Source organism: Nostoc favosum CHAB5714, assembly GCF_020829495.1.
Classification (GTDB): domain Bacteria; phylum Cyanobacteriota; class Cyanobacteriia; order Cyanobacteriales; family Nostocaceae; genus Nostoc; species Nostoc favosum.
Genome location: NZ_JAIVFQ010000004.1, coordinates 46,956 through 72,962 on the forward strand (window position 1 = coordinate 46,956; position 26,007 = coordinate 72,962).

Here is a 26,007-nt window from a genome sequence, read left to right on the forward strand (position 1 = left end):
TTGGGAATTTAATAATTTTTTACAAAACCAGACTAACTTACTCTCAAGCAGCAATTAAATGGTTGTGACTATCGACTGAAAACTGGCAATTTATCTGCGATACCTTCTCTACGAGACGCTACGCGAACGGTGAGCTACGCTAACGCAAATTCCAGTAGTATTTCCAGCATAAGGCTGCATATACCTCTCTTTACCCTTGACTCTGTGCCCCAATGCCTTGAAAACACGTTGTCCGACCATCAGCTAATTCTATGAAAAGCATTAAAAAAAGCCGATTTCAGCTTTTTTTATTTTGTAACTCTTTTTATAAAAATAAGTAATAAAAACTTTTTATTTATGGTTTTTAGAGCTAATAAAGTCTTTAAACCTCATAAAACCCCAAATAAATATAATTGTGACTTAATTCATCACATAAGACCGTTTTCCAAATTAAGAGCCACTTTCTTTTCTAGGTAATTTGCCCAATAATGACATTCACAGACCTCACGCATCGCCATCTCAGGACAGGTGAAGGCAAATGTTTGAGCCACAAGTTTGACAAGTAGCTATAAGAGGCAAATAAAAGTGAAACTAGCAGTCTACGGAAAAGGTGGTATCGGTAAATCCACAACTAGCTGTAACATATCAGTCGCCCTAGCTAAACGTGGCAAAAAAGTGCTGCAAATTGGCTGCGACCCCAAACATGACAGTACCTTTACCCTGACTGGGTTTTTGATTCCCACAATTATCGACACCCTCCAAGAAAAGGACTATCACTACGAAGATGTCTGGCCTGAAGATGTAATTTATAAAGGCTACGGCGGTGTGGATTGCGTAGAAGCTGGTGGGCCTCCTGCGGGTGCTGGGTGCGGTGGATACGTAGTCGGTGAAACCGTAAAATTACTTAAAGAACTGAACGCCTTTGATGAATACGATGTAATTCTCTTTGACGTTCTGGGTGACGTAGTTTGCGGTGGTTTTGCAGCACCACTCAACTATGCTGATTACTGCCTGATCGTTACAGATAACGGCTTTGATGCTTTATTTGCAGCAAATCGGATTGCGGCTTCAGTCCGTGAAAAAGCACGAACTCACCCACTGCGTCTAGCTGGGTTAATTGGCAACCGCACCTCCAAGCGCGACTTGATTGAAAAATATATAGAAGCAGTGCCAATGCCAGTTCTAGAAGTTTTACCTTTAATTGAAGATATCCGTGTTTCCCGTGTGAAAGGTAAGACTTTGTTTGAAATGGCAGAGCAAGATCCTTCCCTAGACTACGTTTGCGACTACTATCTCAACATCGCTGACCAAATTCTGGCGCGTCCAGAAGGTGTTGTACCTAACGACACACCAGATCGTGAGTTGTTCTCTTTGTTATCCGATTTTTATCTAAATCCGGGAAAACCCCAGGTTCCTAATTCAGAAGAGGAACTAGACTTGATGATTGTATAAATCACCAAGTTCTCAGGATGAGGGACAATAACATGGCATTCTTTGACAGCTTTACAGACTCATTAAAGCAAAAATGGTTGCAATTTTTCCAGAACAATCGGGACTGGATTACGCTCCACATGCAAGTGGAATCGGTGTACACACCTGATGGCGGGAAGCGACCACCTTCTTACCTCATCCTGGGAGTTGTTAACGCCCTAGAGCCAAAACTAGCGCAGTTAATGTTGCCCTTTGCCAAACTCAATCCTGATGCTGATACCCTGATTGAAGTGCTGGATTTGCATTTTGACCCAGATTTCGCTCTTGGTAATCGCTTCGTCAACCCAGAAGTAGAGAGATTCGTAGAAGAAGCAGCAGCTGTCATTGACGAAAAGCCTGAATATGAAACATTGACACATTCTCATACAAATAGCTTTGCGGCGGTGGCGGTAATTCAAGAAGTCACAATTGGGGATTCTGAGGAGCAAAGCCTAGAACTCAGTGATTTAGAGGAAACCGAAGATGCCTTTGGTGATATTTCCTTATCCAACGGACACGACTCAAAAGAAGAGTCTCTCGAAACCTCTACTTTAGAAGCAGATGAGTTTGGGGAAATTGCCTTCGATACAACAGCTGTAATGGAAGTAAAGCTGGATGAAGACGAGGCGCTTGAAGATAGTTCACTAGATGAGAATGCGTTTAAAGACGTGTTGTCAGATGTCTGGGGTGATGAAACAGCTTTGCAAAAGGCTGAAGAAAGTAACAATTTTTTAGGGGAAGAACTGCCAGCAGGCGTTTTTGATGAATCAGAAATTGCCCGTCTCTTCCCCAACGCTTAATTAATAAGTTAGGAGTTAGGAGTTAAGAGTTAGGAGTTAAGAAAAGTTAAAAGTTAAGAGTTAAAAGAAAGTGAGGAGTTAAGAGTTAAGAGTTAGTAATAAAAACTCATAATTCATTACTCATAATTCATAAATTCATAACTCATCACTCCTAACTCCTAACTTTAAAAATCAAGGGGAGAAAAAACCAAAATGACTGTCGCTCAACAACCAGAAGCTTTAAGCTTTGAATGTGAAACTGGAAATTACCATACCTTTTGCCCAATTAGCTGCGTGGCTTGGTTATACCAAAAAATTGAAGATAGCTTCTTTTTGGTGATTGGGACAAAAACTTGTGGCTACTTCCTGCAAAATGCGATGGGGGTGATGATTTTTGCTGAACCCCGCTATGCAATGGCAGAGTTGGAAGAAGGCGATATTTCGGCACAGCTGAATGATTATGAAGAGTTAAAGCGGTTGTGCTTGCAGATTAAACGCGATCGCAATCCTAGTGTAATTGTCTGGATTGGCACTTGCACTACCGAAATTATCAAAACAGATTTGGAAGGTTTAGCACCGAAACTGGAATCCGAAATCGGTATTCCCATCGTTGTAGCGCGTGCAAATGGTCTAGATTATGCCTTTACTCAAGGGGAAGACACCGTATTAGCAGCAATGGCTAACCGTTGCCCTGATAAGGCTCCGGTAGCGGAAACAGAGAAAAGTGAACGCAATGCGATCGCTAAATTGCTCAACTTCGGTAAAAAGAAAGAAGATGTCGCCCAAGATGAATCTGAGTACGTGGATCATCCACCACTGGTTCTCTTTGGCTCCCTTCCCGACCCCGTGGTTACTCAGTTAACCTTGGAACTGAAGAAACAAGGCATCAAAGTTTCCGGCTGGCTACCCGCGAAGCGCTTCACTGAACTGCCAGTACTGGAAGAAGGGTATTATGTCGCTGGTGTCAACCCCTTCCTCAGCCGCACAGCTACCACCTTAATGCGCCGCCGCAAGTGTAAACTCATTAGCGCACCCTTCCCCATTGGCCCCGATGGCACCCGCGCTTGGATTGAGAAAATCTGCTCGGTGTTCGGTATTGCTCCTAAAGGTTTGGATGAACGGGAAGCACAAATTTGGGCAGGCTTGGAAGATTACGTGAAACTGATTCGCGGTAAATCTGTATTCTTCATGGGTGATAACTTACTGGAAGTCTCCCAAGCAAGATTCTTAATCCGTTGTGGGATGACTGTTCACGAAATCGGTATTCCCTACATGGATAAGCGCTATCAAGCTGCTGAGTTGGCATTGTTGGAGAAAACTTGCCAGGAAATGAATTCACCCCTGCCAAGAATTGTGGAGAAGCCGGATAATTACAATCAACTTCAGCGAATTTATGAGTTGAAACCAGATTTGGTAATTACTGGTATGGCTCACGCTAATCCGTTGGAAGCACGGGGTATTAATACAAAGTGGTCTGTGGAGTTCACTTTTGCTCAAATTCACGGCTTTACGAATGCGCGTGACATGTTAGAGTTGGTGACTCGTCCGTTGCGTCGGAATAATAATTTGAAAGATTTGGGTTGGGATAAGTTGGTGAGAGAAGAAGCGAAGATTTAGATTTTGGTTTGGATTTAGCAACAGCATATAATAAAGGCGAACTTTTTGGGTTCGCCTTTTTTTGTCTCACAGAGGCGCAAAGGAAGAGCTACTAAAAATAGTTATAATCAGGTGGGTATGGCTGAATAGACAGGATAATTGAGCAGGTGATGTGATGCCTGAAATTTGTCGTTTTTTAGGAATTATCATTACTATGTACTATAACGACCATCCGCCCCCTCATTTCCATGTCCGCTACAATCAGCAAAAGGCAATTATTGATATAGAAACCTTATCAATTTTAGAAGGTCAACTCACTCCTAGAGTTCTTGGTTTAGTAATTGAATGGGCAGCTATGCACAAATCAGAACTTAGAGAAAACTGGCAACTGGCAAGACAAAATAATCCTTTAGAAACAATTCAACCATTAGAGTGAATTATGCTTAAAGACATTATAGAAGTTATTCCTCACGATAACTATCAACTCTATTTGAAGTTTGAAGACGGAAAAGAAGGTATTGTTGATGTTAACCAGTTAATCGAATTTACAGGAATTTTTGAACCTTTAAAAGATTTAAACTATTTTAAAACTGTTAAAATTAACGCTGAATGGGGAACAATTCACTGGGATAATGGCGCAGATTTAGACCCAGATGTTCTTTATTCTGTGGTTACTAACCAATCTATTCCCAGCTATAGAAATCTGGAAGAATATGAAAAAAGTTGGAGTTAAAACAGAAGTAACTCAAGAAGTCGGTGATTTATTAAAGCCTAGTAATTTTTTTTTAGTAACTAAATTAGATGATGTAGCAGGTTGCTTAAAATATTTAGGAAAAGCTAAAACTCTTGAGGATATGGAGAATGCGATTCGCCAAGGTGTAGAGGAATCGTAGCGTTTTTAAACGCAAAGGGACGCGGAGTAAGTGCAGAGGGGCGCAGAGTCTTGCTAAATTTAATTGGCTACGAATCAATGAGGTGCTGTACTTAGTTCACATTGAAGTTTGTAATTCTAAGCTGTAACCGTTTCCATAATTTTCTCTCATTTGCTAAAATTTCAACAGCGTGATGTCTGCTAGCTAGTCACTTCGATTCTGCACAGCAAATACCTGCGCTTTACTCAGTATTCCCAATTTGAGTTTTATTCTGTCTAATAGCGATCACTCTTTTTTAACGAACCGCGATCGCGCAGTGTCTCGCAGAGAAGACGCCAAGTACGCCAAGAAAGAAAACCGAGCGATCGCCCAAATTTCATCTAAGTCAGATACAGTTACAATATGGTGGTAAAGATGGGAGTAAATAGGAATTATGCTTAGTGGGATTAAACAAAAAGCTATTGTCGGAAAAGATGGCAAGATTGAACTGTCTGCAACGGAATTACCAGAAGGAACTCTTGTAGAAGTCATCGTGCTAGTTGAAATACCAACTGAAGAAGATGAAACTACCTATCTTCTGAAATCAAAAACTAACAAGAAACATCTACTCACAGCTTTGGAGAATGTAGAAAAAAGAAACCTGATTTATGTTGATTTAGATGAATATGAAAAAAGTTGCCTTTGAACCAGAAGCTTTTGAACAATTAGGTCAGTGGGCGACAGAAGACAAAAAAATATTCAAAAAAATCTTGGAACTGATTAGAGATATACAAAGAGATCCTTTTGCAGGAATAGGGAAGCCAGAACCATTAAAATATGAATTACAAGGTTACTGGTCAAGGCGGATCACAGATGAACATAGATTAGTTTACAAAGTGCAAGAAGATTTATTGATTATTTTGACTTGTAAATATCATTATGAGCAATAAAGTTTATTGAGGCGGGGATATTGTTTTAATTCAGATGAACGCTCTTTTTAACCAGAAGATGCAAAGCGATCGTAGATACAATCATAAGTTAAAGGCAAGCTGATGAACAAATTATTTTTACGTGGCGTGGAGACAGCTAATTAGTTAACTACAGATACTCCTGACAACTTGCAGAAATTCCCTTAGTACAGGTGTCATATCCTCTTGTTGCCATACGACAGCCGTTTCTACTAATGGTGTTTTCTCCTCGAAAGCGCGATAAACTACACCAGACCTCTGAAGATTTTGCAATGAAGATGGTGCGATCGCAATCCCCATTCCTGCTGAAACCAATCCGATAATTGTCTGCATCTGAATCGCTTCTTGAGTCACTTTCGGGCTGAAATTTCCTTGCTGACAAAGACTTACGATTTGGTCGTAAAGTCCGGGGCCCAAATGGCGAGGGAACATGATAAAGTTTTCGTTTACTAGCGATCGCACTGAAATCTTTTCTTGTTCAGCTAAGGGATGAGTTTCTAACATAGCCACAATTAAAGCTTCTCGCTGAATGCACTCTTGATTGAGTGTGTTGTCTTCTAACGGTGGATGGGCAAAGCCTACATGGATGCGACGTTCTTGTAGCGCTTGCTCTTGTTGAGTTGTGGTTAATTCCTGCAAAATCAACTCTACTTCTGGAAACTGTTCTCGAAACCGTCGCAAAATTAAAGGAAGCAAATCGTAAGTTACCAAACTGGTAAACCCAATTTGTAGTTGTCCTTTCTCACCTCTTCCCGTCCGTTGGGTTAGTTCAATTGCCTTGGACAGTTGAGCTAAAAGTTGATAAGCTTCTTGCAAAAATACTTGTCCAGCTTCCGTTAACTGCACCTGTCGCTTGGTTTTACGGTGAAACAGTTCTACCCCCAATTGCGCCTCTAGTTGCTGAATTTGCTGGCTTAAGGGCGGTTGAGCAATGTGCAATCGCTCGGCGGCTCTACTGAAGTGCAGTTCTTCAGCGACAGCAATAAAGTAGCGCAGGTGTCGCAGTTCCATTTTTTTGATATTTTATAAGTTTCAATTTTATTTAAATATATATTGGACATCTGAAAAGTACCTGCTTATGATACTCATACAAATATCGCAGGGAATCAGAGCAATGCAGGAAAAGTATACTCCAGGCTATTCAAGTAATGCGACGAATTTCATGGCAAAACGCAGCTTAGATACTCATGGTGCGTTTTTCAAGCCTTATTTACGTCCAGGGATGAAATTGTTAGATTGTGGTTGCGGGCCTGGGACGATCACTTTGGGTTTAGCAAAAGCAATTTTCCCTGGTATGCTTACGGGTATCGATCGCGAAGCTTCTCAAATCCAGATAGCTGCTGAGGCTGCTTTTACCCAAGGTGTTAGTAATGCTAATTTTCTGGAGGCGAATATTTATGCTTTACCCTTCCCAGATAACTCATTTGATGCAATCTTCTCTCATGCACTATTTGAACATCTTAAAGAACCAGTGCAGGCGTTACGGGAATTGTGGCGAGTTTTGAAACCGGGGGGAATTGTTGGGCTTCGTAGTCCTGACTGGGGCGGGTTTTTGATTGCACCGTCTACACCAGAACTGGAAAAAGCATTTTCTTATTACAAGTGGCTCCAGCAACGGAATTCTGGTAATCCTGACGTAGGTAGAGAGTTACGCGCTCTGGTACGCCAAAGTGGGTTTACTAATATCAAAGCTTCGGCTTCTTATCAATGTTATGAGCCGCTGAGTGAAGCTACAGAATATTTGGCGCTGCGAATTGAGGCTTCTGCAAAGGTGGATGGAGCTGTAGAGAAAGGTTGGACTGGGACTGATGAGCGATGCCTGCGGCGGGCTACGCCTACGCTTATAGCAATGAGTAATGGTTTGCGGGAATGGAGTCAGCACCCAGATGGATTTTTTGCTCAAGCTTGGTGTGAAGTTGTGGGACAAAAGGGTTAGGAGTGAAACGCAGAGGGGCGCAAAGTTAAGCGCAAAGTAGCGCAGAGGTTTTAGAGAATTTGTGACAAAAACTTGCGTGTTCTTTCTTCTTTGGGGTTGCTGAAAAAGTTGTCAGGGGTGGCTGACTCGATGAGAGTACCGCTATCCATGAGAATAACTCGGTCGGCAACTTCGCGGGCGAATCCAACTTCGTGGGTGACGACTACCATTGTCATCCCATCACGGGCAAGACCTCGCATTACATCTAAAACTTCTCGTACCATTTCTGGATCTAAGGCTGAGGTGGGTTCGTCAAACAGCATAATTTTGGGTTGCATGGCTAAAGCACGAGCGATCGCTACTCGTTGCTGTTGTCCACCAGATAACTGTCCTGGATATTTTTGCGCCTGTTCTAAAATTCCCACTCTTTCTAATAGTTGCATTGCCAATTCTTCAGCTTTTGCCTTTTGCGATCGCCGTACCCAAATTGGTGCTAAAGAGATATTTTGCAATACTGTAAGATGAGGAAATAAATTAAATTGCTGAAATACCATTCCCACTTCTCGGCGAATCGTTTCAATATTTCGCAAGTCATGGCTAAGGGTAATGCCGTCAATTTCAATTTTTCCCTTTTGGTATTCTTCTAGAGCGTTAAATGTGCGGATAAAGGTAGATTTACCTGAACCAGACGGCCCCATCAATACTACTACTTCTCCACGATTGACTGTCAAGCTCACACCCTGAAGAGCATGGAACTTTCCATACCACTTGTGAACATCTTCAGCAATAATTATCGGTGCTTGTTTTCTTGTCACGGATTTGCAACTCCGAATTTTTTAGTAAATTAGCGATACCTATCGATAAGCTGATGGAATGACTATCAAGTAATTGCTGATTTTCGATAGCGATAAGAAATTTTTACCATAGCGATCGCTTATCAATAATAACCTTAATTAATCAGATTTTACAGCGCGATCGTCTATCTAAGATTTTGCCAGGGAATAATACCACCACATCACAAAACCAGTCATAAATAAAATTTGTGGTATAAGCCCTCTGAAGATATATTATGAGTTCAAATAAATTTTTCGCAACCCCTACATGCGCCGAGACTCAATTTTCTACAAACTATTTCAACAATCCCCAAGCCTATTATTTGAATTGTTGACAAATCCCCCAGCCAATGCTGATAATTATCGTTTTGATTCCGTAGCTGTCAAGGAACCAAAATTTGAAATTGATGGTGTGTTTCTTCCACCTGATACTGCTGATGCCGGGGTTGTATATTTCAGCGAAGTTCAATTTCAGAGAGATGAAATGCTCTACGAAAGGCTATTTGCCGAGTCGTTATTGTATTTCTATCGCAACCGTATGAGATACAGTGATTGGCAAGCGGTGGTAATCTACCCATCCCGCAGTACCGAACAAAGTAATAGCTATCCCTACCGCGCATTCCTTAATAGCGAACAATTATATCGCGTTTACTTGGACGAGTTAGGAGATATTCGTGAATTACCTTTGGGTTTAGCACTCATGGTACTGACTACGATAGAAGAAGACCAAGCACCAGAAGAAGCTAGGTATTTGTTGAGCAGAACATATCAAGAAGTACCCGAAGTATCAAGTCGCGCCATAATAGAATTGGTAACGACCATAATGGTGTACAAATTTGAGCAATTAAGCAGAGCCGAGGTGGAAATCATGTTAGGGATAACTTTAGAGCAAACGAGAGTTTATCGAGAAATTAAGGAAGAAGGACGACAAGAAGGACGACAGGAAGGAGAACAAGAAGCAACTGTTAAATTGATTGTTCGACTCTTAACTAAGCGTCTTGGGCAAGAACTGTCTGAAGAAATGCAAGCAACGATTTCTCATTTACCCTTAACAGTCCTTGAGAATCTAAGTGTTGCTCTGTTGGATTTTACTAGCTTGGCGGATTTACAAGCTTGGTTAGATGCACAATAAATTACACAACTGACCAAACAAGGCAAAAGTTAAAAGATTAAAAGGAGTCATAATACTAGAATCATTCTAAAGTATGGCTCCTGAGTTCTTCTTAGGTAATTTATTTTTTAAATCTCCCAACTACTGATTTAACTGTCTCTCTAACCGTCGAGAAGCTAACGACATTGAGTAACAAAATACCCAGTAAATAAACCCAATAAATAGATAAACTTCTGCATAGCGTCCGAGAAACTGTGGTTGGGCTAATATGGAACGCGCAATACCTGTGAGTTCCACCAATCCCACTAAAGATAATAGTGAAGTATCTTTAAATAAGCCGATAAACTGTCCAACGATCGCAGGAATAACGTTACGCAATGCTTGAGGTAAGACGATTAACAAAACCACCAAGGCTGTATTTAATCCTAGCGCTTTCGCTGCTTCAATTTGCCCGCGAGAAACTGATTGGAGTCCACCGCGCACGTTTTCTGCCATGTATGCAGCACTAAATAAAACTAATCCAGCAATTGCTCGCAATACCCGATCTAGACGCACATCTGCTGATAAAAATAAGGGAAGCATTACCTGAGCGAGGAACAAAATCCCAATCAGTGGTACTCCCCTGACAATTTCAATGTACAGGATGGAAAACCAACGTACTACGGGCAATTTGCTTGTACGCCCTAAAGCAAGTAAAACTCCAATGGGAAAGGAAAGCACAATACTGACTGCTGCCATTAGTAGGGTAAGTAGCAAACCGTTCCATAAATTTGTAGATACAGGCTGCAATCCAAATCCACCGCCAATTAGCCAGAGAATAACGGGGAAAGACAGTAACCATAGTAGGGAGAGCCAAGGAGTTAGTACTTTAGTAAAGTTTCCTCCAAGCCAAAAACCTACAAATAGTAAAACTGCAATTAACAGTAACCAAAGGCGGTATGTAAAATCTAGTGGTAAAACAACTAACAAAACGCCGATGATGAAAGCAAACAAAGCAATTCCACGCTTTATTAACTGTTGCTTACCAAAGAATACACCCGCAGTTATAGCGCCTAAAGTCGAAGCGATCGCCAGCACAATCCAAGTTCGCCAATATAGCGTTTGCGGAAATCTACCAACTAAAAATAAACGTAAATTGACCTGAATTACCGCCCATTGTGCTTGAGTAGTTGCCCAAGTTATAACTCCTCGCAGTATCCAAAACAGTAACACTAAACAGACAACAGTTAACAAGCTGTTGTACCAAGTACTGAACAGGTTTTTACGTAGCCAAGTTAATTTTTCATTGGTCATTTGTCATTAGTCATTGGTCATTAGTCATTGGTCATTGGTCATTTGTCATTAGTCATTTGTCATTTGTCATTGGTCATTAGTCATTGGTCATTAGTCATTGGTCATTTGTTATTGGTCAAAACTCATATTTCAACTTTGAAGGTGCAACTTCCGAGTTCAGAGGTGCGACTTCCGAGTTCAGAGGTGCGACTTCCGAGTTCAGAGGTGCAACTTCCGAGTTCAGAGGCAATACAGTTCAGTTAAGCATTTTTTCTTCTCTTTCTTCTCTTCCTTCGTGTCCTTTGCGTCCTTTGCGGTTCGTTAAAAAAATTCACTTTGACAAAGAGTAAAGCCTTAACTGAACCGTATTGAGTTCAGAGGTTCAACTTCCGAGTTCAGAGGTTCAACTTCCGAGTTCAAAGGCTCAACTTCCGAGTTCAAAGGCTCAACTTCCGAGTTCAGAGGTTCAACTTCCGAGTTCAAAGGCTCAACTTCCGAGTTCAAAGGCTCAACTTCCGAGTTCAAAGGTGCAACTTCCGAGTTCAGAGGCTCAACTTCCGAGTTCAGAGGCTCAACTTCCGAGTTCAAAGGCTCAACTTCCGAGTTCAGAGGTGCAACTTCCGAGTTCAAAGGCTCAACTTCCGAGTTCAACTGCTTCGTTATCCCCCTCATCTCCCCCATTCCCCTCATCTCTCTTTAATTTGCACGCTGCGATTGAATAAATTCATGACTACAGAGATGGTTAAACTCAGGGTGAGATAAGTGAGCATAATCAGTAATATCACTTCTACGGCTTTCCCCGTTTGGTTAAAGGTGGTGGAGGCGACAAAATAAATATCGGGATAGCCGATTGCGATCGCTAAACTAGTATTTTTCGTCAAATTAAGATATTGACTCGTTAACGGTGGAATGATTACCCGCAAAGCTTGGGGAAAAATCACCAGCCGCATTGCTAACCCTGGTTTTAATCCTAGCGATCGCGCTGCTTCCCATTGTCCCTTTGGTACTGATTGAATCCCACCTCGAACAATTTCTGCAATAAACGCGCCTGTGTAAAAAGTTAATCCCAACAGCAAAGCCGAAAACTCTGGTGATAGCGTAAACCAAGGAAGTTCTAAGCCATTTTGACTAATGCTAATAAAGCCCCAAAGGGATATCTTATTTCCTGTTTTAGGGAAACTGAGAAAAACAGCAAAGTACCAAAACAGCAATTGCAGCAGCAAGGGCGTATTGCGGAAAACCTCTACATAAACCATCGTGATATTCCGCACTAGCCAGTTGTCAGAAAGTCGGGCTATCCCAGCACCTACCCCTACAATGGTTGTCAGAAAAATCCCTGCGATCGCCACCCGCAAGGAGTTAATTAACCCCACCCACAAAGCATGACTGTAGGTGTCAGTGGGTTTGTAGCTAATCAGCGTCTCGCCAATATCAAAAGATGCTTGTTGCTTAAGAAAATCAAATCCAAACGGAATACCCAATTGCCGCAAATTGCGCTGGAGATTGCCCCACAGTATTACTACTACAACTGCTGCTAAAAATACGGCAACTAATTGCAAAGCAATGCGCCAAAAACGAACATCACGCCATATAGAATTAGTCATTAGTCATTAGTCATTAGTCATTAGTCATTAGTCATTTGTCATTTGTCATTTGTCATTAATTATTCTTCCCCTGCTTCCCCTGCTTCCCCTGCTTCCCCTGCTTCCCCTGCTTCCCCTGCTTCCCCTGCTTCCCCCGCTCCCAGCAAGAACTGCCCCCTCTACCGAAACGGCGGAGAATAAAGCAGTCCGCCTTTGCTCCAAAGTTGATTTTGACCGCGAGCTAGATTCAGTTTTGTCTTTGGGCCGAGGTTGCGATCGTAAACTTCGGCGTAGTTGCCGACGTGCTTAATTATTCTGGCTGCAAAGTCGTTAGTTAAGCCGAGTCCTTCGCCAAGGTTGCCTTCGGTTCCTAAAAAGCGTTTAACATCTGGATCAGTACTAGCAGCAAACTGACCCACATTCTGAGAAGTAATGCCCAACTCTTCAGCTTTTACTAGGGAATAAACCACCCACTTAACAGCATCTCCCCATTTAATATCCCCTTTAGCAACTGCTGGTGCAAGGGGTTCTGAAGATATCACTTCATTGAGAATCACGTTATCTTCTGGTTTGGGTAAAATTGTCCCCCGCGAAACTAATGCTGAACGGTCAGCCGTAATGCCGTCGCAACGACCTTCGGCATAAGTAGCAAAGGTAACGTTAACGTCTTCAAAGACAACGGGTTTGTAAGTGATGCCCCTTTTCCGCATTTGGTCTGCTAAGTTCTGTTCGGTAGTAGTTCCAGTTTGAACGCAGATTGCTTTATCCTTCAGGTCTGCCAGTGACTTAATGTTGCTATTTTTGCGAACCATTATGGCTTGTCCGTCGTAAAAGACCACAGGTGCAAATTCCAGACCTACAGAGGTATCGCGGCTAAGTGTCCAAGTAGTGTTGCGGCTGAGAACATCTACTTCGCCAGTTTGCAAAGCTGTAAACCGTTCTTTGGAATTGAGATTGCGAAATTCTACTGCATCTGGGTTGTCAAATAAAGCTGCGGCGATCGCGCGACAGACATCCACATCAATGCCGCTATATTTACCATCAGTTCCCACGAAGCTAAACCCTGGTACTTCACCACTGACACCGCAAATTACCTGACCACGGCTTTTAATATTATCCCAGCGATTTCTAGTTGCTGGCGCTGCTGGATTACTGCCTGGAGTACCGGGTGTACTTGCTGTTTGACCTGAATCTCCACCACAAGCCGCGATCGCAAAGACTAGAGGTGCGATCGCTAGAATTAAAGCTGATTTACGCATAAACTTCATAAATTACTAGATAATAAAAAATGTATTCTTCACTACAATCATTTAGTGAAAACAATTTGTTGCTTGTAATATAAAACTTTACCAGTCTCTGTGCTATATTTATCCGCTTTTAAAAGCGGTAGTTGAAGTTTTTACTTATCTTTTCAAAAGCCTCAGATGGTTGCAGAAACTATCTCAACTTGGCTTCAGCTTTCAAAATTCATTGAAAATCCTGCCACCATGCAAGTCTAGCAATACATTCATTCAACCTAGAAGAAAATATTAAAATTTAAGCGAGTTAGTGCTATATCCTTCACTGGGTAAGGTTTTAAAAATAGTGATTTTCGCTTCTTTAATAATGAGCAAGGGTCTTTCAGAAAATATCATTCACAGCGCCGAACGATGATCTATATTTTCCTATCCTCAATGCCCCATGCCCACTTGCCCTGAGCGACTTGTGCCGATTTGTGCCGAGCGACTTGTGCCGAGCGACTTGTGCCGAGCGAAGCCGAGGTAAGCCGAGGTAAGCCGAAGGGATGCCCAATACCCTAATTGCATACTTCTATGCGATCGCTTGTAGCCACACCAACCTAAACAACTACCCCTAGCAGGTTAAACTAGGTCTGGTAACAACTGCTCCACGTTCCTTATGAGGCTTTTATGGGAGCTAACCTCAAACAGATTGCCAACTATTTAGACAACCTTGGTTGGGACTACCGTTTTGATGATGAAGAAGACCGAATTATAACAGGCGTGGAGGCTGATAACCTAGAAGATTTCCTAATAGTTGTCCAGTTGGATGAAGAGGGAAAATTTTTCCGGGTATTTGCCCCTCAAGTTATGGCAGGAATTCAAGACCATCCTCACAAGGGAGTTATCCTCCAGACAATGCTTGCCATTTCCTGGGAAACCAAAATGTTGCAATGGGAGTATGACCCATCCGATGGCGAAATCCGTGCCATTATTGAGTTTCCTCTAGAAGACTCGATTCTCACAGAAAAACAATTTCACCGTTGTCTGAGTGGGTTAATTCAGATTGTGGATAGCATAGCAATACCTCGCCTGAAAGAAGTGATGGCAACAGGTTTTGATCCTGGGAATATAGAACTTGGGGAAAGACTGTTACTCAGTATCCAAGAAGAAGCCCCAGGATTGCTAGATTTACTGGAAAAAGCAATGGAAGCGCGAAAAAAGCGAGGAAGTTTTAAGAGCGACTGAGACGGATCATCACTTAAATAGCTATACTCCAAAGTGATACCCTCACTATATACTGAAATTTTCTGGGGCTGGATATTATGACATCCTATGCAACCTCCTCTGCCAAAGCGGAAATGAGTGAACTACGGCGGTTGAAAGGCTTACTACCGCCAGAATTACAGAGCTGGGTCACGGTTGAAGGCACAACTGAGGTCAATCCACCCCTGGTTCGTTGCGAAGAAATTGGTAAAGACCAGGTAGAAATTCAAATTGACCTGGTGAAATGGGATGCCCTCGCAATGGATCAGCGTAATCTGCTGTTCTGGCATGAAGTTGCCCGCGTTCAAAATGACACGATTCCTAAAGATGGTTGGGAAATGGCAGCACTAGCCATCGGTTTAGGTGGTGCTGTAGGCGAATTGTGGGTACAAGATGGATTGCTTCTGGTGTTAGCTTTGTCGCTGTGTGGTGTGTCAGGCTGGCGACTGTACCAAAAGAATAATGGGGAAAAGCAACTAAAAGAATTGCTCAATGCTGATGAGAAAGCGATCGCTTTGGCAACTCGTTTTGGTTATAGCCTCCCCAATGCCTACAAGAGTCTTGGTAGCGCCTTGAAAACCCTGATTGACAATACTCCTAGTAAGCGCCAACGGTCAAGATACGAAGCAAGACTCTCTGCCCTCAAACGCAGTGCCAATAAGGCAAAAGCTAAATCCAAAACTCCAGATGAAGGCGGGTTGTAATTTAGTTAGGAGTAGAGACGCGATTAATCGCGTCTGTTAAGAGTTATGAATTATGAGTGAACTCGAAACTTCAAACTCCTCATTCCTCACTCCTCACTCTGCCTCCAACTGGGAATGCCTACTGAAGAGGCTGCTGCCTCCCTGATTAGCGGCAGCAGCCCAATGACAATTTCATAGAATCTTGCATTTTTCTTGACTACATCTTTATCAAACTCAAATTTTACAGAAATTTTTACAGTTGGTTCAGCATTTTATGCGTCTGAGGGATCACACGCACATGCTTGAGAAAGCCCTTCATCAAAGCTTGCCACATCAAAACTTGATCAGCCGTAGGGGCAAGCACAGGTATTGGGGAGAATTGTTCCGATACTGGCAAAGGCGTAACAGGTTGTAAAAATACTGAGATATCTGGACTAACCTCTGCCACCAGCAAAGCTGAACGTTCCAACTCGGCTGGATCTGTGTTTTGAGACACAATTATCTTGACAAAAACATTTAAATATGAGTCATGACATAATTGGAGAAATTTAGCATGTTCTTGCCAATGACTTTCGCCGCTAACACTGGGCAATTTGAAATCCATACCTACAGAGTCTAAGTAAGGGAGAATCATTGCCAGTTGTTCTGGGCGATGTCCGCCAGTTTCTAAGTATATAGGTAGACCAGTTATGGCTCGCACTTCGGGTAGAAACTGCGTTAAAAAAGGGGCATGAAGAAGTGGTTCGCCTCCAGTTAAGCTAATGCTATCGTGTAGAGAAGGTAGATTTTGTCGTTCCACCCATTCGATTAGTATGGGTAGAGAGACAGGGTTAGAGTAGGTTTCAAAGTCGCGCAATCCAGGCGATCGCTCTATCCGACAACTAGCAGGTGCATTCCAAGTGTGGACACTATCACAAAATTGACAGCGCAAATCACACAAAGCAAAACGAATAAATATCTGACGTATCCCTACATTTAGTCCTTCCCCTTGAATGGCAGAAAAGATTTCAATCAGGCGTGCGCTAGGTGTAACCGTATTTTTAGCAATCATTTGATGAGAGCAACGCGATCGCGCTGCGTCGGCACAACAGCAAGGGTGTTTTTTGGCTTCTTGTTCTATTGTGAATCGTCGCTAGCGATCTCCAATCTCAGCCCCAGTAAATCGCAATTAGTCCTTATTACTACTGATTCCAATATTAGGTTAAGTAATTTTCTAGGACAAAATAATGTTTGGCATATTACATTATACATGGCAACGAAAGTGCAGAGCTTCATGACTAGCCAACCGACAGAGGTCGATTTTCCAGTTAATTCCCTAAACGACACGGCTATAGTGCAGGTGCCTAAGCGGTTGAGCGTCCTGGAGGCTTTAGGCTTTAAGCAAACCTGCCAAGGCTTAATCCAGTCCAATTCACATCCTAAGCAAATCATCATTGACTTTCACCAAACTATTTTTATGGATAGTAGTGGTTTAGGTGCCCTGGTTAGTAATTTTAAATACGCCCAGACTAAAGGGATTACATTAACACTGCGGAATGTAACACCTCAAATAATGGCAGTCCTAAAACTCACGGGATTGGATCAGGTTTTTCCCTTAGAGCTTGTAGATGATGCGCCGCTAATAAAACAGGAAGACTTAGTAGATAATCGGAAGACAACTTCCCGGAAAGTAGAGCAGTTACCCACTACTCACCCTTCTGTGGCATCCTGGATGAAACGGTTGTTAGACATTGTAGGGTCAGCGATCGGTTTATTAATTACAGGAATTTTATTTATTCCGATTGCGATCGCTATTCAAATTAATGATCCTGGCCCCATTTTCTTTATTCAAATTCGTTGTGGTTGGATGGGTAAACAGTTTAAGATTTGGAAATTCCGCTCTATGTGTGTGGATGCGGAAGCGAAGAAATCTGAAGTTAAAAACCAAGTGCAAGGTGCTTTTTTCAAGAATGAGAATGACCCCAGAATTACCAAAATAGGGCGCTTTTTACGGCGAACTAGTCTTGATGAATTACCCCAATTTTGGAACGTCCTCAAAGGAGAGATGAGTTTAGTAGGCACTCGACCACCTACACCTGATGAAGTGGAACGCTACGAAGTACCAGAGTGGCAACGTTTAGATGTAAAACCCGGTATGACTGGCGAATGGCAAGTAAACGGGCGTTCTACAGTCCGTAGTTTTGAAGATGTAATTCGCCTAGATTTGCAGTATCAAAAAAATTGGAGTTTGGTGTACGATTTAAAGCTAATTTTCAAAACTATAGCTATTCTGTTTAATAGAAACAGTGGTGCTGTTTAGCTAACTACCCTTATTCACAATTTTTTGTTAACTCCCAATCACAATAATTGTTAGATACACCCAAGCCTAAAAATAGGCTTGGGTAAATTTTAGGTTTACCTACAGCACTAGGCAAGTAAAAAGTCAAAAGTGAATACCCGCGTCAATGACAATATGCTGGCATAAATTGTGAGAAAATGTCTTTGACACAAATAATGTTAAAATCGCTGGTTTAAAAACCTAAATCTAGGAAAGCTGAATCAGCAAAAAAGGAGAAAATACAAGGGCGATCGCGCATTCTAAATTAAAGGTCGGATAATTGTTTAATATATTCAATAACTTGGTCTTTACTGATTATTCTTTCAACTGGCACACAATAAGATGGATAAATGTAATAAGTTTTACCTGATAGATAACTTTTACGCTGATCTTTGATAATTCCATACCTATCAGGATAAATAAACCACTCAGTACTAGGACGTTTTGGTGTTATCGCTCCCCAAGCTACATTAGACTTTAGACAATACCAAATAATTACTGTAGGTGGATATATCCACTGTTTACTCTCTACTTCGCCACACATCCATCCTTTATAACCTGGTGGTAATTTCTTAGGATCTGTAGTGTTTCCAGGCACACTTTTTACAGATATCCAAAATAACTTATTACCTAAACTATCATACACGGGAATGTCTTCATCAGTACCAAACTGACTCATAATCGACTTTCCCACATTAATACCTCTTTTTTCTAATCCATCACAAACCTTTTTGACTGCAACATCTCCTTCACCCTTTAATTCTTCCCAGTTCATGCTTAGTATATTGTTTTGTTAAAACTCACCTGTCATTGTTTGATCCTCAATTTCTAATAAAGGATTACTGAATTGCTTTTCTACTAATTCTGTGAGAATTTGATTACAATATTCAGAAATTTCTGGGTATTTTTGTGCTATCCATCCCACAGGTGTAATTACTAATGGATCGCTAATATCTACACCCATTTTCATCATTTGTATAGTTTCTTCTATCGCTTCATATAGAACGGCTTGTAATTGAGGAAATTTCGTATCCTGGTATGCATATTTATGTACGGAAAGAACATCATCAAGGGTTAAACCATATTCTTTAATAGAATTAATATTTTCTACTGAAGGAAGATATAAATCTGGATATGTTTCTACCTTCATTAATACAGAACGTATATACTCTCTTTTTGCCTTTTTGTAATTAGCAACTAAGTTTTTACAACTTTTGATTGAAGGTAAAAGCATCTGAAACCAAAACTTCATTTCAGACAATACTTTTTTTTGCCCCAGTTCTTCATCTACAAGCAGTTTGTTAGCGGAGATATCTAGCATCCAACGGACGTAGGTCGGGCAAAGCCTCCAATAATTTGTGACAACTTCTGTGAGTAATTTGAAGGCTTCAGTATAGTTTTTGTATTGTGTTGCTTTGTTATTGTTAGTTTTAGCTTCCTTGGCTAAATTTAAGTAATATAACGCCAGAGAAAACTTTTTATTTATTTGTAATAAATATGAATAATTTTTTAATAATTCAAAAACTGTATTTAGGTTATTTTCCTGATACTCTTGTGCAAGTTTGAAAGCTAAATTACTTGCTTCTTGGAATTTATGGGATTTTATTGATAATTCGTTAGCTGCTTCAGCTTCAGCTGCCAAATGAGTTATTTGTACAAACATTGAAGTGGCTGGAGATTGAGAACTAATACGTTCTTCCAATCTGTGTCTAGTTTGAATAACTAGCTTTTGAAGCTCATTTATGTCAATAGTTTCTAACAAATCTTTGTTAAAAACACCTTCTGGGTTTGTAAGATAAGGCGTTTTCATGATTTACCTATCCTCAAAACAGTAGTCGCAATGATTACCATATTTTTCAGCCTAATACAAAGGCGCAAAGAAAAACTCTGCGCCTCTGAGTGAACTTAACCCACAAACTTCTCAACACCAACTACTTCAACCTGCTGCGCTTCTGGCAACAAACGCTTCACGCTTTGCTTAACAAATCCCTGCAAAAAACCAATCTGCTGATTTTGTTGAAATACCTTTTGTAAGGTTTGCCGCAAATTCTCCAAATTTAAACCAGTACCAGAATCTATCGCTATTTCCTGCTGTTGGAAATACTCAACTAGACTTAACCCTGCCACTCTAGTTAGATAAGCTGCACTTACTCCCTGCACTACGCCACCAGCAACAAAGGTAACGGCATTACTTTTCAGAACAGTACTAATAGCCTTTGTAGAAAGTTCAACTAAACCCAGTTTCAGCATCAAACTTCCCATTGTTCCAGCTACGGTTTGTGCCTGTTCCAAGGAAAATTTTTGCTGATAAATATTACCCAAATCCATTACCATCTGAGCATTAATTGCCGCAGTTGCCAAAATGTCAAGGGCTGGGACTGGGTTAGCAAAGGCAGCAGCAGCAGCTATCCATTGATATTGTTCAATAATTGGGGTGGCGCGATCGCGTCTGCTTCCATTCAACCAGTTTTTCGCCTCAGCTTTCAACAACCCGGCTTTTCTCATGGTTGTTACCCAAACTAGCCGTTGTCCCTGCTGTACCAAAACTTCATCCAACTGCTGCGTCAACTGCTGGATATTTGGCGCTGGTTGTTCCATCCACTCTTGCACAGAACCATCAGTCTCATGCTTTCGGACTTTGATGGGAATGGGAGAGGCCGCGGTTGCAACTACATTTCCCTGCATTCGCTGTTTTAATGACAGCAAAATGCTGGCGCTTTCATCGGCTAAATACTGGTCTTGTTTGTTCAAAACCAGGATTGTGGGCTGATTTGCTGCTTTTAGCTGTTGTAAAGCTTGAAATTCTGAGTCTGTCAAATCACCGTTTGTCAGGAACAGAACAAAATCAGATTTTGCCACTTCTGCTAAAACAGCTGCATCTGAATTGTCAGCCGCTTCTCTAAATAAAGGTGCTGTTTCTTCTAGAGACACCAAATTTCGTGTCTCGACATTTTCCTTTAGCATTTTAATTAAAGTGCTTTTACCCACGGATTTACCGCCAGTCACAGCAACTTTAATTTTTTGTCTGTCTAACTCTAACAACAATTGGGCAACTTGTTCTCGCAGTGTCTCTAATGCTGTGTGGTTTTCTGCTTCTTGTGCCAGTTGGTTTATTACAGTTTCAGCAATAGAAATCGCACTTTCTACAGTCGCCCGATCCATTACCATACCATCTAGCTGCTCTAAACTGTCTTTCGGGCGATTTTTTTGGAATAACCACAAACCACCGCCTACAGCTAAGGCACTCAATAAACCAAACTCACCCACCTGCACTATAGAATCGTGCCAACTGTCCAACATCCACAGAGAAAAGGACAGTCCCAATCCTCCCACTAAAATTGGTCGCTGCAACTTCACAACCATGATTCTTTGCGCCTTTTAGATGGCTATTTCTTCCAGAATAGATCAAAATAAAACAAAAACCCTGCAATCTTCACTGATTGTAGGGTTTTTGTTTTATCTTTTATTTGGTGGCGGGAAGTGGATTTGAACCACTGACCTTCGGGTTATGAGCCCGACGAGCTACCAGGCTGCTCTATCCCGCGTCGCTCTTGACCTTTTTATCATAACCTATAGTCAAGAGTTTGGCAACTACAAAAATGATAATTCTCCAATTACTTCTAAACGCTTGTATTTTCCCAAGGTGACAAACTTTTCACAGAGGCTTTCGGCGGCGCTGGGACTAATCCAACCCATTTGCTGGAGTAAGTGAATAGCCACGGCGTATTTTGCTCGTTTTGCCCCATCCATAACTTTGATTGCCAATCCCAAGCCTTCACCGAGTCTACCAATGCACTGCACTCCTTCGGCACCAGTTTTACTAACCAGTTCTCCTGGAGTTAAGCGCATCAGTTCCGTATCAAATTCTCCATCTCCTGCTACCATCGCGGGGTGATGAGTCATAGCCCGGACAATGCGCTCCATATCCAAGTTGGTACTAGAGGCTAACAGTGCATACAAAGATGCCATGTGACCGAGTTGCATCAGATAAGTTGGTGCGCCACAGTCATCATGAGCGCTGATAAATTCTTCAGCTGGCATTCGCAGCAATTCTGCTACTTTGCTCAAAATCAACTGCTGTATTGGGTGCTTGCGATCCAAGTAGTTATTTAAGGGCCAATGGCGTTGCTGACAAACAGCTAACATTCCCGCATGTTTACCAGAGCAATTGTATTCCAGAGGACTGTGCTTATCTTCAGGAATTGGACACTGGAGTATAGTGGGGTCAAGATCAGCCCGCCAAAGAATGTTAAATACCTGTCGGACTTGATCTATTCTTCCTTTATGGGAACTTGTGATAATTGCTAAGTCGCGATCGCTGAGGTCATAGCGTTCCAGTGTACCTGTGGTGGTGACTGCGAGTGCCTGAAATGGTTTGAGCCCTGAACGGATAAATGCAGCAGTTTCAGAATTTCCGGCAACGGTTAGAACCCGTCCTCGTTCGTCGCATACAACAGCCTGGACTATATGCCTGGATTCAATAATACCTTCCCGCAGCAACCGGACTTCCAGTGCTGTGGCTTGAGTTCGTTTTCCCATTGTCATGGGTTTATATTTATTACCTTTTTTTAATTAGGAGTTAGGAGTTAAGAGTTATGAATTATTAACTAATCACTCCTAACTCCTGACTCCTAACTTTTAAAACAAATGCCAAACTATAGTACCAGTAACGTACATTCCCGCCAACCCAGCAAAGGTAAATTGTAACCGCCGCAGAATAGGTTTGATTTCGTATGCGACAATTAAGCGATCGCGGTTGAGGATTTCCTGTGGCTTTGTCCAAGTTTGGCCGTCGTACCAGCCTGACTCTTCATAAAAAACTGTGGGACTGCAAAGGCGATCGCACACGTAGAACCAGCCTAAGTACAACCTTACCAGTGCCAGCACTACGCCAACACTCGCTGCTGCTGCACCACAGAGGATAAAATGTGCAATATACTTGTTCGGAGGAAAACTTGCTGCTGCCACAGGCCCTGCGATCAGCCAAGATAAACCCCAAATCCAAGCCATTTTTGTGATATAATAGCGCAAATCTAAAGTGCTATCACGAAACAGCCACGAAGTTTTTAACTCTTCGTACTCATTAAGCGGTTGTTGGTCTGTAGGAACTGGGCAATTTGAAACCGAAGACCTAATCATGTTGGCTTACCCTCACCCTCATCAGATTCTGGAAGGGAAATACGCTCTGCATGAATCCAGAACGCTTCTAAATTATAAAACTCCCGTTCCTTGGGCATTATGATGTGAACGATCACATCACCGTAGTCTTGTAGTACCCAACTACCCTCGACTTTTCCTTCTGTCCTTATGGGACGCCGTTGCAACTCAGTTTCGACTTTTCCTTCAATTGCTTGAGCGATCGCCCTGACTTGTACTTTAGAATAGCCAGTCATCATCACAAAGTAATCAGCTAGGTAAGATACCTCTGCTACTTTGAGCAATATAATCTCACCTGCTTTGCGATCTGATGCCGCTTCTGCGATCGTTGCAGCTAATTTTCCGCTCTCCTCTTCGGTATGGGCGTGGCTCTTTGCCACACTCTTCGTCAGTGGGACAGATTGTAATGGGAAATTTCCTTGGAAATAATCAGTCATTAAACCTCAGGTGCTTTCTTTCTTATGAAACAATTGTTTACATTTACTTACAAATCACAAACAATTGATCTGAAAATGTGTCAATAGGTTTTTTTGAATACTAACAAAAAAACGGCTGTCTATGGTGGCTAGTACCGCAAGGTGGAAGTCAAAAGGAGCCAGTGCGTTGCGCGGGTTAAGAGCGTTGTTCGCGCAGCGTCTCCCCTTCTCCCGAAGGGAGAGGCTAGCGCCAAGGGAGAAGCAACTGGCTCTCAAAATTCAAAAGTCACCCATGCTTTAATTTTGGGCTTTCTGGCTGTAATTAAATGGTAGGTTTATTTCCGCCGACCTGTGCTAGTTTGATAATTGACTGCTTAGATTTCGACATCCGCAATCAGCAGTTGCGGATGGCTATTGTTGTAGTGATAAATTAAACATTAGCTTTTCAGCCAGAATTTCCGGTGAATGGTTTTATTCATGCAAAAGCAGAAGATTTACCAACAGATCCCAATGCGTCCATCTTCACATGGGCAGTGCTACTAGCTCTCAGAGATATCGGACGAAAAGGCAGGTTTGCAGGATTTACTGTGGGTCAACCTCCCAAAGTGACTCATAATACTTTCGGTGATGACTTCAAAGATAAGGATACGTCTTTAGAGCTGATTCGTAAAGAAAATCTTAAGGATATCCAATTCATTGCTGGGCAGGATTTTCAGAGAATAAACGCTTGATTGGCTCAAATTACTGAAACCCTTACGAATCAAAGACTTTACTCTAGTTTACAAATTAGCTCTTACATCTGGAAGCCTTTTATCACTATCAAGTCACGGATAATCTGGCAATAACTCCAGGATTATTTGTGATTACGAGTCCAGAACATAATGATAGTAATGACAATAGTAATGACAGCATTTATGTTGGTACTGTTCGAGACAACATTTACCTACTAAGTACAGCCCAGCGTCAACAGGGTACGAAAATCACCCTGCAACAGCCAGAGCAACTGGAGCAGAACCGTTGGGATTTTGAGTTTAGCACTTTGTGTAATCTAACCTCACTGCTGTAGATTAAACTTCTTGTTTGGTAACTCTTGTGGACTGAATTGCCCCACGATCTGCCGTCAATGAGTAACACAACGACTCATATTGATTTAAAGCTTGTTCAAAAGCATAGTGTTTAACCGCATATTTGCGACTTTTATAACCCAGAGTTTTGACTTTTTCGGGGTTTTGATACAAATCTAAAATTGCCATTGCTAAAGCTTGAGGATCTTCTGGAGGAACGATAACTCCGCCGCCACTTTGCCTGATAGCTTTTGCTGCCGTACCGTTATCGGGGACAGAAGCAACCAAAGCTCGTCCACTGGCAAGTAGCACTTGAATTTTTGATGGCATATTGAAGGATACAACATTTTTCTTTTGCACCACTAAACCAACATCAGCAGCTGCTAACATTTGTGGCAAATATTTGCGGGGTTGAAATGGCAGTAGCAAAACATTATTTGCGCCGCAGTCTAAACATTCTTGTTGCAATCGCTGTAAACCGTTTGCCTCTCCAACGATGACAAAAACAATATCTGGGATATGGCGCAACACAGAAGCAGCTTTGACAACGCTTTCTAAGCCTTGGGTTAGGGCAATGTTGCCAGAATAAAGTACTACAAATTTGCCATTCAGGTTATGTGCAGCCCGGAAAGGGTTATTTTCTTTAGGCAAAGGGCGGATAAAATTTACATCAACCCAGTTGGGAATTTGCACAATTTTGTCAGCTTCTACGCCCTTAGATCGCAAATTATCCACAAATCCATCGGCGATGACGCTAATTTTACTGGCAGTGTGGTAAGCAAATTTTTCCAATATTGTAAATAACTTTATAAGCAATTTATTTTTCAGTAGACCGACGTGGACGGCTGCTTCTGGTAATATATCTTGTAAATTTAAGATCACAGGGCAAGCACGTAACCATCCTAAAAGAGCAACCGGTACACAGCTTGGCAAGGATGGCGATGTTGAGAGAATAACATCTGGACGCCAACCGACGAGGGCGGGCACAAAACTAGTGACAACGAAACTAGCATCTAGTAACACCCGATCTAATAGATTGGGTTGGGGACGAATCCAAACGTAACTGCGTTGAATTTGAACGCCATTTTTGTATTCGTTGAGATACCACTTGCCCCGATATTCCTGGTAAATTTGACGCTCAGGGTAGTTGGGCATAGCGGTGACTACGCGCACTTGATGCCCACGCTTCACTAGCCCCTCTGCTAATTCAGTCATCAGTGGGGCAATACCAATTGGCTCTGGATAGTAGTTATAGGAGTAAATTAAAATTCGCATAAAAATTAGTCCGAAGTATCCCGGTTTTTTATTTAATGACAAATATTTGTCTTAAACATGATTAGGAGTTTTCAAACTCCTATATTTAATTGTGACTTCAGACTCTTTTTCTGTCAGGTATTTTCCTTAAAGATTGAGTAAACTTTGATGTTCAACACTTAGATAAAATGTGAGCTTTTTTACTATTTAAGCAATCTTAAAATTGCTCCTTTTTGATTGGCACGTAAGTAGAAACCCTATATATACTGAGATTAA

The 26,007-nt window shown here is 41.8% G+C and carries 28 protein-coding genes, 1 tRNA gene and 2 pseudogenes; 16 read left to right on the forward strand and 15 right to left on the reverse strand.

What is annotated here, in order from left to right; all coding sequences use genetic code 11:
• Positions 1-564 precede the first annotated feature (564 nt).
• The 9 genes and pseudogenes from bchL to LC586_RS04520 all read left to right on the forward strand — a co-directional run bounded on the left by bchL (position 565) and on the right by LC586_RS04520 (position 5,625).
• Entirely contained in the window at positions 565-1,431 is an 867-nt protein-coding gene (bchL, locus tag LC586_RS04480; RefSeq protein WP_012410753.1) for a ferredoxin:protochlorophyllide reductase (ATP-dependent) iron-sulfur ATP-binding protein, read from the forward strand.
• A gap of 32 nt (positions 1,432-1,463) precedes the next feature.
• On the forward strand, positions 1,464-2,249 hold the full coding sequence (locus tag LC586_RS04485; RefSeq protein WP_229483310.1) for a DUF5331 domain-containing protein: 786 nt from the start codon (positions 1,464-1,466) through the stop codon (positions 2,247-2,249).
• Positions 2,250-2,441: 192 nt separating this feature from the next.
• A complete protein-coding gene (locus tag LC586_RS04490) occupies positions 2,442-3,845 on the forward strand; it encodes a ferredoxin:protochlorophyllide reductase (ATP-dependent) subunit N (protein WP_229483311.1) in 1,404 nt (467 codons plus the stop codon).
• A 154-nt stretch (positions 3,846-3,999) separates the two neighbouring features.
• The gene (locus tag LC586_RS04495; protein WP_229483313.1) at positions 4,000-4,260 is read left to right on the forward strand and encodes a DUF4160 domain-containing protein; all 261 of its coding nucleotides are present in this window, start codon (positions 4,000-4,002) and stop codon (positions 4,258-4,260) included.
• Between the two features lie 3 nt (positions 4,261-4,263).
• Entirely contained in the window at positions 4,264-4,557 is a 294-nt protein-coding gene (locus tag LC586_RS04500; protein WP_229483314.1) for a DUF2442 domain-containing protein, read from the forward strand.
• A gap of 22 nt (positions 4,558-4,579) precedes the next feature.
• A pseudogene (locus tag LC586_RS04505) lies at positions 4,580-4,717 on the forward strand (AbrB/MazE/SpoVT family DNA-binding domain-containing protein); the annotation flags it as partial.
• Between the two features lie 238 nt (positions 4,718-4,955).
• Positions 4,956-5,108: a hypothetical protein gene (locus LC586_RS04510; RefSeq protein ID WP_229483318.1), complete on the forward strand. Its 153-nt coding sequence runs from the start codon at positions 4,956-4,958 to the stop codon at positions 5,106-5,108.
• Between the two features lie 21 nt (positions 5,109-5,129).
• Entirely contained in the window at positions 5,130-5,381 is a 252-nt protein-coding gene (locus LC586_RS04515) for a hypothetical protein (protein WP_229483320.1), read from the forward strand.
• Positions 5,362-5,625, forward strand: coding sequence for a Txe/YoeB family addiction module toxin (locus LC586_RS04520; protein ID WP_194042817.1), 264 nt, complete (start codon positions 5,362-5,364; stop codon positions 5,623-5,625). The genes LC586_RS04515 and LC586_RS04520 overlap by 20 nt, the downstream gene beginning before the upstream one ends.
• 144 nt (positions 5,626-5,769) lie before the next feature.
• Here the strand turns inward: LC586_RS04520 and LC586_RS04525 are convergent, their stop codons facing one another.
• Entirely contained in the window at positions 5,770-6,654 is an 885-nt protein-coding gene (locus LC586_RS04525; protein WP_229483322.1) for a LysR family transcriptional regulator, read from the reverse strand.
• A gap of 103 nt (positions 6,655-6,757) precedes the next feature.
• On the opposite strand from LC586_RS04525, the gene LC586_RS04530 reads away from it, so the two are divergent.
• Entirely contained in the window at positions 6,758-7,579 is an 822-nt protein-coding gene (locus LC586_RS04530) for a methyltransferase domain-containing protein (protein ID WP_229483324.1), read from the forward strand.
• Between the two features lie 50 nt (positions 7,580-7,629).
• On the opposite strand, the gene LC586_RS04535 is transcribed toward LC586_RS04530, so the two are convergent.
• On the reverse strand, positions 7,630-8,373 hold the full coding sequence (locus LC586_RS04535) for an amino acid ABC transporter ATP-binding protein (RefSeq protein WP_309143363.1): 744 nt from the start codon (positions 8,371-8,373) through the stop codon (positions 7,630-7,632).
• A gap of 286 nt (positions 8,374-8,659) precedes the next feature.
• Here LC586_RS04535 and LC586_RS04540 point away from each other — a divergent pair, with 286 nt between their 5' ends.
• Positions 8,660-9,523: an Rpn family recombination-promoting nuclease/putative transposase gene (locus LC586_RS04540; protein ID WP_229483325.1), complete on the forward strand. Its 864-nt coding sequence runs from the start codon at positions 8,660-8,662 to the stop codon at positions 9,521-9,523.
• A 120-nt stretch (positions 9,524-9,643) separates the two neighbouring features.
• Here LC586_RS04540 and LC586_RS04545 read toward each other — a convergent pair whose 3' ends face one another.
• The 4 genes from LC586_RS04545 to LC586_RS04560 form a co-directional block, all read right to left on the reverse strand.
• Positions 9,644-10,795, reverse strand: coding sequence for an amino acid ABC transporter permease (locus LC586_RS04545; protein WP_229483326.1), 1,152 nt, complete (start codon positions 10,793-10,795; stop codon positions 9,644-9,646).
• A gap of 333 nt (positions 10,796-11,128) precedes the next feature.
• The gene (locus LC586_RS04550) at positions 11,129-11,446 is read right to left on the reverse strand and encodes a hypothetical protein (protein ID WP_229483328.1); all 318 of its coding nucleotides are present in this window, start codon (positions 11,444-11,446) and stop codon (positions 11,129-11,131) included.
• Between the two features lie 14 nt (positions 11,447-11,460).
• Positions 11,461-12,378: an amino acid ABC transporter permease gene (locus LC586_RS04555; RefSeq protein ID WP_229483329.1), complete on the reverse strand. Its 918-nt coding sequence runs from the start codon at positions 12,376-12,378 to the stop codon at positions 11,461-11,463.
• Positions 12,379-12,536: 158 nt separating this feature from the next.
• Complete coding sequence (locus tag LC586_RS04560; protein ID WP_229483331.1) at positions 12,537-13,616, reverse strand: amino acid ABC transporter substrate-binding protein; 1,080 nt, start codon at positions 13,614-13,616, stop codon at positions 12,537-12,539.
• Between the two features lie 648 nt (positions 13,617-14,264).
• On the opposite strand from LC586_RS04560, the gene LC586_RS04565 reads away from it, so the two are divergent.
• Positions 14,265-14,822, forward strand: coding sequence for a hypothetical protein (locus LC586_RS04565; RefSeq protein WP_229483333.1), 558 nt, complete (start codon positions 14,265-14,267; stop codon positions 14,820-14,822).
• Between the two features lie 77 nt (positions 14,823-14,899).
• Positions 14,900-15,544 (forward strand): DUF3318 domain-containing protein, encoded by a 645-nt coding sequence (locus LC586_RS04570; RefSeq protein WP_012410672.1) that lies wholly within the window; start codon positions 14,900-14,902, stop codon positions 15,542-15,544.
• A 232-nt stretch (positions 15,545-15,776) separates the two neighbouring features.
• On the opposite strand, the gene LC586_RS04575 is transcribed toward LC586_RS04570, so the two are convergent.
• Positions 15,777-16,574 (reverse strand): 7-carboxy-7-deazaguanine synthase QueE, encoded by a 798-nt coding sequence (locus LC586_RS04575; protein WP_229483334.1) that lies wholly within the window; start codon positions 16,572-16,574, stop codon positions 15,777-15,779.
• A gap of 198 nt (positions 16,575-16,772) precedes the next feature.
• Here LC586_RS04575 and LC586_RS04580 point away from each other — a divergent pair, with 198 nt between their 5' ends.
• The gene (locus tag LC586_RS04580) at positions 16,773-17,822 is read left to right on the forward strand and encodes a sugar transferase (RefSeq protein WP_229483336.1); all 1,050 of its coding nucleotides are present in this window, start codon (positions 16,773-16,775) and stop codon (positions 17,820-17,822) included.
• Positions 17,823-18,105: 283 nt separating this feature from the next.
• Here the strand turns inward: LC586_RS04580 and LC586_RS04585 are convergent, their stop codons facing one another.
• From LC586_RS04585 to rsfS, 7 genes are all read right to left on the reverse strand, one after another.
• The gene (locus LC586_RS04585; RefSeq protein ID WP_229483338.1) at positions 18,106-18,615 is read right to left on the reverse strand and encodes a hypothetical protein; all 510 of its coding nucleotides are present in this window, start codon (positions 18,613-18,615) and stop codon (positions 18,106-18,108) included.
• Between the two features lie 18 nt (positions 18,616-18,633).
• Positions 18,634-19,650, reverse strand: coding sequence for a hypothetical protein (locus LC586_RS04590; protein ID WP_229483339.1), 1,017 nt, complete (start codon positions 19,648-19,650; stop codon positions 18,634-18,636).
• A gap of 95 nt (positions 19,651-19,745) precedes the next feature.
• On the reverse strand, positions 19,746-21,203 hold the full coding sequence (locus tag LC586_RS04595) for a YcjF family protein (RefSeq protein WP_229483341.1): 1,458 nt from the start codon (positions 21,201-21,203) through the stop codon (positions 19,746-19,748).
• Positions 21,204-21,308: 105 nt separating this feature from the next.
• Positions 21,309-21,385 (reverse strand) — tRNA-Met (locus LC586_RS04600).
• A gap of 46 nt (positions 21,386-21,431) precedes the next feature.
• Positions 21,432-22,385: an asparaginase gene (locus LC586_RS04605; protein ID WP_229483343.1), complete on the reverse strand. Its 954-nt coding sequence runs from the start codon at positions 22,383-22,385 to the stop codon at positions 21,432-21,434.
• A gap of 93 nt (positions 22,386-22,478) precedes the next feature.
• Positions 22,479-22,979 carry a CGLD27 family protein gene (locus LC586_RS04610; protein WP_229483345.1) on the reverse strand — a complete coding sequence of 167 codons (501 nt, stop codon included), beginning with the start codon at positions 22,977-22,979 and terminating at the stop codon, positions 22,479-22,481.
• Positions 22,976-23,434, reverse strand: coding sequence for a ribosome silencing factor (gene rsfS, locus LC586_RS04615; RefSeq protein WP_229483346.1), 459 nt, complete (start codon positions 23,432-23,434; stop codon positions 22,976-22,978). Before rsfS ends, LC586_RS04610 begins: the two co-directional genes overlap by 4 nt.
• Before the next feature lie 440 nt (positions 23,435-23,874).
• Here rsfS and LC586_RS40395 point away from each other — a divergent pair, with 440 nt between their 5' ends.
• Together LC586_RS40395 and LC586_RS04625 are read left to right on the forward strand one after the other, a co-directional pair.
• On the forward strand, positions 23,875-24,144 hold the full coding sequence (locus LC586_RS40395; RefSeq protein ID WP_229483348.1) for a carbohydrate porin: 270 nt from the start codon (positions 23,875-23,877) through the stop codon (positions 24,142-24,144).
• A gap of 62 nt (positions 24,145-24,206) precedes the next feature.
• Positions 24,207-24,344 (forward strand): annotated as a pseudogene (locus LC586_RS04625) (carbohydrate porin); the annotation flags it as partial.
• 136 nt (positions 24,345-24,480) lie between these two features.
• Here LC586_RS04625 and LC586_RS04630 read toward each other — a convergent pair.
• Positions 24,481-25,752 carry a glycosyltransferase family 4 protein gene (locus LC586_RS04630; protein ID WP_229483349.1) on the reverse strand — a complete coding sequence of 424 codons (1,272 nt, stop codon included), beginning with the start codon at positions 25,750-25,752 and terminating at the stop codon, positions 24,481-24,483.
• Positions 25,753-26,007 lie beyond the last annotated feature (255 nt).

What these genes read in the sequence shown, in the direction of transcription:
- LC586_RS04485 (WP_229483310.1), top strand. Translation starts at nt 1,464, where the DNA reads ATGGCATTCTTTGACAGCTTTACAGACTCATTAAAGCAAAAATGGTTG.
- LC586_RS04490 (WP_229483311.1), top strand. Translation starts at nt 2,442, where the DNA reads ATGACTGTCGCTCAACAACCAGAAGCTTTAAGCTTTGAATGTGAAACT.
- LC586_RS04495 (WP_229483313.1), top strand. Translation starts at nt 4,000, where the DNA reads ATGCCTGAAATTTGTCGTTTTTTAGGAATTATCATTACTATGTACTAT.
- LC586_RS04500 (WP_229483314.1), top strand. Translation starts at nt 4,264, where the DNA reads ATGCTTAAAGACATTATAGAAGTTATTCCTCACGATAACTATCAACTC.
- LC586_RS04515 (WP_229483320.1), top strand. Translation starts at nt 5,130, where the DNA reads ATGCTTAGTGGGATTAAACAAAAAGCTATTGTCGGAAAAGATGGCAAG.
- LC586_RS04520 (WP_194042817.1), top strand. Translation starts at nt 5,362, where the DNA reads ATGAAAAAAGTTGCCTTTGAACCAGAAGCTTTTGAACAATTAGGTCAG.
- LC586_RS04525 (WP_229483322.1), bottom strand. Translation starts at nt 6,654, where the DNA reads ATGGAACTGCGACACCTGCGCTACTTTATTGCTGTCGCTGAAGAACTG.
- LC586_RS04530 (WP_229483324.1), top strand. Translation starts at nt 6,758, where the DNA reads ATGCAGGAAAAGTATACTCCAGGCTATTCAAGTAATGCGACGAATTTC.
- LC586_RS04540 (WP_229483325.1), top strand. Translation starts at nt 8,660, where the DNA reads ATGCGCCGAGACTCAATTTTCTACAAACTATTTCAACAATCCCCAAGC.
- LC586_RS04545 (WP_229483326.1), bottom strand. Translation starts at nt 10,795, where the DNA reads ATGACCAATGAAAAATTAACTTGGCTACGTAAAAACCTGTTCAGTACT.
- LC586_RS04550 (WP_229483328.1), bottom strand. Translation starts at nt 11,446, where the DNA reads ATGAGGGGGATAACGAAGCAGTTGAACTCGGAAGTTGAGCCTTTGAAC.
- LC586_RS04555 (WP_229483329.1), bottom strand. Translation starts at nt 12,378, where the DNA reads ATGACTAATTCTATATGGCGTGATGTTCGTTTTTGGCGCATTGCTTTG.
- LC586_RS04560 (WP_229483331.1), bottom strand. Translation starts at nt 13,616, where the DNA reads ATGCGTAAATCAGCTTTAATTCTAGCGATCGCACCTCTAGTCTTTGCG.
- LC586_RS04565 (WP_229483333.1), top strand. Translation starts at nt 14,265, where the DNA reads ATGGGAGCTAACCTCAAACAGATTGCCAACTATTTAGACAACCTTGGT.
- LC586_RS04570 (WP_012410672.1), top strand. Translation starts at nt 14,900, where the DNA reads ATGACATCCTATGCAACCTCCTCTGCCAAAGCGGAAATGAGTGAACTA.
- LC586_RS04575 (WP_229483334.1), bottom strand. Translation starts at nt 16,574, where the DNA reads ATGATTGCTAAAAATACGGTTACACCTAGCGCACGCCTGATTGAAATC.
- LC586_RS04580 (WP_229483336.1), top strand. Translation starts at nt 16,773, where the DNA reads ATGGCAACGAAAGTGCAGAGCTTCATGACTAGCCAACCGACAGAGGTC.
- LC586_RS04585 (WP_229483338.1), bottom strand. Translation starts at nt 18,615, where the DNA reads ATGAACTGGGAAGAATTAAAGGGTGAAGGAGATGTTGCAGTCAAAAAG.
- LC586_RS04590 (WP_229483339.1), bottom strand. Translation starts at nt 19,650, where the DNA reads ATGAAAACGCCTTATCTTACAAACCCAGAAGGTGTTTTTAACAAAGAT.
- LC586_RS04595 (WP_229483341.1), bottom strand. Translation starts at nt 21,203, where the DNA reads ATGGTTGTGAAGTTGCAGCGACCAATTTTAGTGGGAGGATTGGGACTG.
- LC586_RS04605 (WP_229483343.1), bottom strand. Translation starts at nt 22,385, where the DNA reads ATGACAATGGGAAAACGAACTCAAGCCACAGCACTGGAAGTCCGGTTG.
- LC586_RS04610 (WP_229483345.1), bottom strand. Translation starts at nt 22,979, where the DNA reads ATGATTAGGTCTTCGGTTTCAAATTGCCCAGTTCCTACAGACCAACAA.
- rsfS (WP_229483346.1), bottom strand. Translation starts at nt 23,434, where the DNA reads ATGACTGATTATTTCCAAGGAAATTTCCCATTACAATCTGTCCCACTG.
- LC586_RS04630 (WP_229483349.1), bottom strand. Translation starts at nt 25,752, where the DNA reads ATGCGAATTTTAATTTACTCCTATAACTACTATCCAGAGCCAATTGGT.